Raw genomic sequence first — 6,928 nt, 5'->3', positions numbered from 1 at the left:
CCAGCTCCCGTTTCCGGTTCCCCCCCCACCGAGGCGCTCCCGCGCGCCTCCGGGCCGGGGGTGCCGGCTTCCGCCGCCCCCGCGCCCGGTGACCGACGCATCACCGGGGCGCGCGTCACCGTTCCGTGCCGCGCTAGGGCGGGCGCCCCCTGCGTCACTCTCCCCGGCCCCCCGCCGGCGACGAAGGTGTCCCGACCGTTCACCGTCACCGGCTAGCACCGAGCCGGGACAGGTACAGCCGCGTGGGGCGGGCCGTGATCACGGCCCGCCCCACGCCGCAACGGCCTCAGTGCGGTGGGAGCAGCGCGTCGACCAGGTCACGCAGCGGACCGACCAGGTCCTGTTCGGTGGCGGAACTCAGCGGTTGCAGCTGGATCGACGATCGCAGCACCGCGACCCCGATGCCGGCGGCGAGGGCCATCTGGGCGCGGAGCAGGAGTTGTTCGCTGCCCGGTTCGCCGGGACGCCACCCGCGAGCCGCCGCCAGTTGTTCGCTGGAACGGACCAGGACGCCGCGCCGGATCTCGTCGGCCCCCGCGTCACCGGAGGACCGCAACAGCAGTGAGAGTTGGCTCGACAGACCCGCCGCGCCGAGGTCGGCGATGTGCCGGGCGATGGCCTCGGGCACCCGGTCGGCGGGCGTCTGACCTGTCGTTCGGCGCAGTTCGTCGCCCGCTGCTCGCAGGCACGCCTCGAACAGGCCCTCCTTCGACGTGAAGTAGCGGCTGATGAGCGCCACGTTGACGCCCGCGTCGTCGGCGATGTCGCGGACGGTGGTGGCGGCGTAGCCGTCCCGGGCGAAGCGCTGGCGGGCGGCGTCGAGCAGGAGTTGCCGGGTCTCGGCCGCGTCCCGACGGCGACGCTGGGCCGGTTCGCCGGCGGTGTCACCGGTCGCGGGGACAGGCGGTTCTGCTGTCACGACGCGTCCTCTCTGTCGCTCTGGCTCGGCCTCGGGGCTGACAAGTAAACATATGTTGACTTTCTGCCGACTGCAAGGTCCGGTGCGATGCGAGGGTGACGTAAACGACTGTTGACATGGCCCTCCGGCTGCGCATACTGGCTAAGTCAGCAAACGTTTACATCTAGTTCGGGGATTTCATGACCCACACCATCGAGGAGCCGACAGACCTCGGCTCCGCGTCCGGCGCCGCCCCGCGCGCCAACAGCACCCTTCTGGTGCTGTACCTGTCACTCGGTGGCCTGGCGTTCGCGGTGCTCCAGTCGCTGGTGGCGCCCGCGCTGTCCACCATCGGAAGGGACCTGGGCGTCTCGACCGGGGACATCAGCTGGGTGCTCACGGCGTACCTGTTGGCCGCCTCGGTGCTGACGCCCATTCTCGGACGTCTCGGTGACATGGTCGGCAAGCGTCGGGTCCTCATCGGCGTCCTCGCGGCCCTCGCCGCGGGCACCCTGCTCGCTGCCCTGGCTCCCAACCTGACAGTGCTGATCGTCGCGCGGGCGCTCCAGGGGGCCGCCGGCGCGATCCTGCCGCTGTCGATCGGCATCGTCCGCGACCAACTGCCCCGGGAGAAGGTCGGTGTCACCGTCGGCCTGCTGTCGGCGATCTTCGGTGTCGGCGCCGGTGTGGGCATCGTGGCCGCGGGCCCGATCGTGGAGCACCTGTCGTGGCACTGGCTGTTCTGGCTGCCGCTGGTCCTCGTCGTCGTCGCGCTGCTCGGGGCCATCTTCGGGATGCCCGAGTCGCGGGTCCGCACGCCCGGGCGGCTGGACATGCTCGGCGCGGGCATCCTGTCGGTGTCGCTGGTCTCGTTGCTGCTGGCCGTGAGCAAGGGGCAGGGCTGGGGCTGGACCGAGCCGAAGACCATTGGCCTGTTCCTGCTCGGTGCGGTCGCGATGGTGGTGTTCGTGCGGGTCGAGCTACGGGTACGCGAGCCGCTCATCGACATGCGCCTGATGCGGATCCGTGGTGTCTGGGCCACCGACCTCGTCGCCCTGATCCTCGGGTTCGCGATGTTCGGGACGTTCGTGCTGGTACCGACCCTGCTGCAACTTCCCGCCGCGACCGGGTACGGGTTCGGCAAGACGGTGTCCCAGGCGGGCCTGTTCCTGCTGCCCACCGTCCTGATGATGGTGGTCTTCGGTCCGCTCGCGGGCCTGCTGGACCGGCGCTTCGGTCCCAAGGTTCCGATGTTCCTCGGCACTGTCGCTGTCGTCGTCGCCTTCGCGCTGCCGGCGCTCGCGCACGGCGCGACCTGGCAGGTGCTGCTCTCCGGGGTGCTCACCGGCGCCGGCATCGGCCTGGCGTTCGCGGCGATGTCCAACGCCATCATCGAGAGCGTCCCGGCCGGGCAGACCGGTGAGGCGAGCGGCGTCAACACCATCGCCCGCACCATCGGCAGCAGCATCGGCGCGGCGGTCGTGGCGGCCGTCATCACGTCGAACAGCACCCCTGCGGGGCTTCCCACCGACACGGCGTTCACCGCCGGCTTCTGGGTGTGCGCTGGCGTCGCGGTCCTGGCGGTCGTCGCGGCACTCGCCCTGCCCTCGGCGCGTCGCCGTCACGAGCAGGCCGTCGCCGCCGGTGTCGACGACCTTCCGCCCGAGCCGGTCGAGCTGCACCTGCCCCACCGGCACCACTGAGCAGGCGGCTGACCGTCGTCGAACGAGCGCGGGCCGTGTCCACTGCTGGTGGGCGCGGCCCGCGCCGTTCGGTGCGACCTCAGGCTGCTCGCGACCCGCCCAGTCGAAGCTGCCAGCGCGCGCCCTGGCTCGTCAGCCGGACGACGGCCAGGGGTTCCACGTCCACCTGCCGGTACGTTGCCATCGGAAGGCCGAGGGCGTGCACCACAGCGACCCGGATCACCAGTAGGTGGGTGACAGCGATGACGCGCCCGCCGGCCCGGTGCTGCTCGTCCAGCCAGCTGCCGACCCGATCCCGCACGGCCGTGACGGACTCCCCGCCGTGCGGCGCGGAAGCCGGTGCGGACAGCCAGTCGTGCAGCGCCTGCGGCTGCGTGTCAGCGATCTCCGCAAGCGACCGCCCGGACCAGTCCCCGTAGTCGCAGTCGGCCAACGCCGTCTCGATCGTCGGCAGCAGGCCGAAGGCGTCGGCGGTCTGGCGGGCGGCCGATGCGGGGCTGGACAGGCAGGTGGCGTTCACGCCGAGGGGCCCGTGTCGGTCTGCGCCCGCCTGGGCCTGGGCGAGCGCGGCACGCAGGCCACCCTCGTCCAGGCCGTCGTCGGCGCCGCCGAAGTGGGCCCGGCGCAGAGCGGCGGTGTGACCGTGGGCGACCAGCTGGAGGCTGGTGCCGGTCACGTGCTCGGCAGTGCGGTGCCGGCCCGGCGACGCCGCTCGTGGTGCATCAGGGCCGCGAACAGCAGGCCGATGCCGGTCCAGAGCACGACCTGGGTGCCGAGCGAGGCCAGTCGGAAACTCCACAGCAGGGTCGCCGGGAAGTCCGCCGGAACCTCCTGGAAGGACGGCATCACCACGTACGACACTGCCGTGACCAGCAGGAACCCGCCCACGGCCGCGGCGGCGCGCAACCACGTCGGCGCCTGGGCACCGACCGACCGGTAACCCAGCGAGCCGGCCCACACGGCCACCAGCCCGAGCACCACCATCAACAGGTAGGTGACGGTCCGTTGGTTGATGGTGGCCGGGTCGCCGACCGCCGGCGGGTTCGCCGGGTACTTGAGGAAGGGCACGATCACCGCGCCGAGCAACGCCGCGCCGGCCAGCAGCAGACCCGACCGCCCGTCGTCGTCGCCGCGCCGCCGCCGGGACAGCAGGACGTACGCCGTGGCCAGCAGCCCACCCATCGCGGCCCCGAACAGGCCGGTGGCCAGGAATAGGCCGCCGCGCTGACCCGTGCGGCTGACCAGGGCGTCCTCGTGATCGTGCGCACCAGCGGTGGCGGGATCGGCGTGCGACGCCGCCTCCTCGATGGCGATGGCTGCCTCGACGTGTGGTTCGCCGGCGACGTACGCGAACGCCCCGGCGAGCAGGCCGGCGATCAGGCCGGCCAGCAGCCCGCGAACGAGGACGGCGACGAACGGGGGAGTGGTGGTGGTGTTCAGTGGCACGGGACGCCCAGCAGGTGCCTGCCGTCGTGCATCAGCTCGTGCAGGTACATCCCGCTGCGCGACACCGCCCCCTGGTCGAAGGCGACGAGGTACGCCAGCAGGGTGAGCGCGGCAACGGTCGCCAGGGCCGTCCACAGCAGACGGGCACTGCCAGCGGGGTGCACCACCGGCTGGCTGGAAGCGGAGCTAGACATGAATACACGAACCTCCCCAGGGATGACGCGTCCCCATCGCAAGGCTGCGGACGACCGAGCGTCCTGGCTCGCGGCCCCCGTTGTGGTGGGGAACCGCTCACAGTGGCGCGACCGCGCCGGATTCACACCGGCTTCCCTCGCGTCGCCGCAGATAGTGGGTCGACGGTATCGGTGCCGCCTCAGGCGGTCAACCCGGGCTGCGCGCCCCGAACGCGTACCGACACCGGTACGTCAATGAGGCGGACCAGCGGCAGGTGCCAGCGGATTCGTCAGACCAAAAGGCGACACTGCCGCAAGCCTTTCGTGGCGCGCGTTCCGGCACTCAACAACAGTCTGTTACCGCTAACATGGTCAACCTGCCAGATCGACTCTGTGGCTCCGGGTCGACCCGGGGGGTTCGATCAGCGGCTGGGCGGGGTGTGGGGTGGGCGAGAAGGCGCCAGGGCGGGTCCGGTGACGACCGGCGAGGTCGCGCGACGACCGGGCATCGTGGACGCGCATCATCACCTCTGGGTCCGGGCGCGGCACCCGCAGCCCTGGATCGATCCGCACACCATGGCCGCGATCGACGGCGACTTCACGCCGGTCGAGCTCGCCCCGGCGACCCGGGCCGCCGGGGTCACCCAGACCGTTGTCGTGCAGTCCGTCGCCGTTCGGTCGGAGACGCCCGAGTTGCTCGGCATCGCGGCCGACGACCCCCTCATCGCCGGGGTCGTCGGCTGGGTCGACCTCACCGCCGCCGATGTCGACCGCCGCCTCGCCCGACTACGCAGGGCGCGCGGTGGGGAACGGTTGGTCGGGATACGCCACCTGGTGCAGTCCGAACCCGACCCGACCTATCTCGACCGCCCCGACGTGCGGCGGGGCATCGCCACTGTCGGCGTCGCCGGCCTCGCCTTCGACCTCCTGGTGCGCCATCGTCAACTGCCGGCGGCCACCCGGCTCGTCCGCGACCTGCCCCAGGTGCGGTTCGTCCTGAACCACCTCGGCAAGCCGCCGCTCGGGCGCGCCGATCTCGGTGACTGGCGGCGCGACCTGCGGGCGCTCGCGGCCGAGCCCAACACGACGGCGAAGCTCTCCGGCCTGGTGACCGAAGTGGATGGCGGGTCCTGGACGACGGCCGACTTGCGGCCCGCGGTCGAGCACGCCCTGGACGTGTTCGGGCCGGATCGGCTGATGTTCGGCTCGGACTGGCCGGTGTGCCTGCTCGCCACCTCGTACACCCGCTGGGTCACCGTCCTCGGTGACCTGCTGGAACCGCTGTCCGACGACGAGCGGTCGGCGATCTGGCGCCGGACAGCCGGCCGGGTCTACCGGCTGGCCCCTTCCTGAGCGCAACGGCTTCCGTACTGGGGACATAGCAGGTTATCGATAACATGCTAGCGACGGCAGCCGATGCCGATGTGGTCTGACGTATGCCTTCGGTGGTGCAGGTAACGATGGCAAAACATGCCGGCAAGACCTTGGCAACATACGTGAATGCGTGGCAAGGTAACGCCTGATCGTGGGAAACATCCGACCTATCTCCATCGGGTGTGCGGCGCCAGCCGGCACTGCCATCCGAGCGGGTCGGTCGCTCACAGGCGTTCGGCTCGTCGACGGGTCCCCGTCGGGCGCCGGCGCCGCGCTTGGGGAGGTCAGGTCCGACGATGAGTAGCGCCGAGGCAACCGCCGGCACGCAGCGCGGCGAACTCAGCGACTGGTTCCGGGAACGGATCTCCCACGCCGTCTCCGAGTTCACCGCCGCGACCGCGTTGGTCGTCCTGTTCATCGCCCTGACCTTCGCGAGTCCGTACTTCCTGACAGCGGACAACCTCTTCAACATCGGGGCCCAGACGGCGGTGATCGCCATCATCGCCACGGCCCAGACGATGGTCATCATCACGAAGGGCATCGACCTGTCCGTGGGGTCGGTCGCCGCGCTCGCCGGCGTGCTGGGCGCGATGGTCGTGCGCGACCTCGGCTTCTCGCTCTGGGCGGCGACGGCGGTCGCGATCGGCGTCGGCGCGCTGGCCGGGCTGTTGAACGGGCTGCTGGTGACGGTGGCCCGGATACCGCCGTTCATCGCGACCCTCGGGACGATGTCCGTGGGCCGCGGCCTCGTCTTCATCATCACCGGAGCGGTCGGCGTCTACGGCCTGCCCCGATCCTTCCAACTGCTCGGCAACGGGCAGATCCTCGGCATTCCGTTCGCCGTGGTGATCACCGTCCTGGTCGCCGTCGGGGTCGCCTTCCTGCTCTCCCAGACCCGCTTCGGCCAGTACACCTACGCGATGGGCTCCAATCTGGAGGCGGCCCGCCGCTCCGGCATCCGGGTCGGGCGGCACCTGACCGGTGTGTACGTGCTGGCCGGCGTGCTGGTCGGGCTGGGCGGCATGATCGCCGCGTCCCGGGTCAACTCCGGCCAGCCCAACTACGGAATCTCGCTGGAGCTCGACGTCATCGCCGCCGCTGTCATCGGCGGCGCCAGCCTGTTCGGCGGGCAGGGCCGGATCGTCGGGACCATCATCGGCGCGTTCCTCATCGCCCTGGTCCGCAACGGCGCCGTCCTGCTCGACATCAGCATCCACTACCAGCAGGTGATCGTCGGCGTGATCATCTGGGCCGCCGTCTACTTCGACCAGTACCGCCGCCGGCGGCTCGAATCACGGGGTTGACATGCCATTCCGAGAGTCCGAACGAGGAAG

Annotated in this window: 7 protein-coding genes and 1 riboswitch; of the genes, 3 read left to right on the top strand and 4 right to left on the bottom strand. The window is 71.1% G+C overall.

The window, feature by feature from the left end; translation table 11 throughout:
* Positions 1-286: 286 nt before the first annotated feature.
* Positions 287-919: a TetR family transcriptional regulator gene (locus tag NIE79_RS05105; RefSeq protein WP_238677446.1), complete on the bottom strand. Its 633-nt coding sequence runs from the start codon at positions 917-919 to the stop codon at positions 287-289.
* 179 nt (positions 920-1,098) lie between these two features.
* Between NIE79_RS05105 and NIE79_RS05100 the strand changes: the two genes are divergently transcribed.
* Positions 1,099-2,601 carry an MFS transporter gene (locus NIE79_RS05100; protein WP_238677445.1) on the top strand — a complete coding sequence of 501 codons (1,503 nt, stop codon included), beginning with the start codon at positions 1,099-1,101 and terminating at the stop codon, positions 2,599-2,601.
* A gap of 79 nt (positions 2,602-2,680) precedes the next feature.
* Here the strand turns inward: NIE79_RS05100 and NIE79_RS05095 are convergent, their stop codons facing one another.
* Genes NIE79_RS05095 through NIE79_RS05085 form a run of 3 tightly spaced genes read right to left on the bottom strand, consistent with a single transcriptional unit; the run spans position 2,681 to position 4,241 of the window.
* Positions 2,681-3,277 (bottom strand): histidine phosphatase family protein, encoded by a 597-nt coding sequence (locus tag NIE79_RS05095; RefSeq protein WP_238677444.1) that lies wholly within the window; start codon positions 3,275-3,277, stop codon positions 2,681-2,683.
* Positions 3,274-4,047, bottom strand: coding sequence for a CbtA family protein (locus NIE79_RS05090; protein WP_238677443.1), 774 nt, complete (start codon positions 4,045-4,047; stop codon positions 3,274-3,276). Before NIE79_RS05090 ends, NIE79_RS05095 begins: the two co-directional genes overlap by 4 nt.
* On the bottom strand, positions 4,038-4,241 hold the full coding sequence (locus NIE79_RS05085; protein WP_238677442.1) for a CbtB domain-containing protein: 204 nt from the start codon (positions 4,239-4,241) through the stop codon (positions 4,038-4,040). The genes NIE79_RS05090 and NIE79_RS05085 overlap by 10 nt, the downstream gene beginning before the upstream one ends.
* 58 nt (positions 4,242-4,299) lie before the next feature.
* Positions 4,300-4,377: riboswitch (cobalamin riboswitch) on the bottom strand.
* 317 nt (positions 4,378-4,694) lie between these two features.
* On the opposite strand from NIE79_RS05085, the gene NIE79_RS05080 reads away from it, so the two are divergent.
* Together NIE79_RS05080 and NIE79_RS05075 are read left to right on the top strand one after the other, a co-directional pair.
* Positions 4,695-5,573: an amidohydrolase family protein gene (locus tag NIE79_RS05080; RefSeq protein WP_238677441.1), complete on the top strand. Its 879-nt coding sequence runs from the start codon at positions 4,695-4,697 to the stop codon at positions 5,571-5,573.
* Between the two features lie 317 nt (positions 5,574-5,890).
* Positions 5,891-6,898: an ABC transporter permease gene (locus NIE79_RS05075; RefSeq protein WP_091406814.1), complete on the top strand. Its 1,008-nt coding sequence runs from the start codon at positions 5,891-5,893 to the stop codon at positions 6,896-6,898.
* Positions 6,899-6,928: the final 30 nt, after the last annotated feature.

This window comes from Micromonospora trifolii, from assembly GCF_022229005.1.
In the GTDB taxonomy this organism is placed as follows: domain Bacteria; phylum Actinomycetota; class Actinomycetes; order Mycobacteriales; family Micromonosporaceae; genus Micromonospora; species Micromonospora trifolii.
Note: the sequence above shows the minus strand (reverse complement) of the source record. Positions and strands in the feature narration are given on the sequence as shown.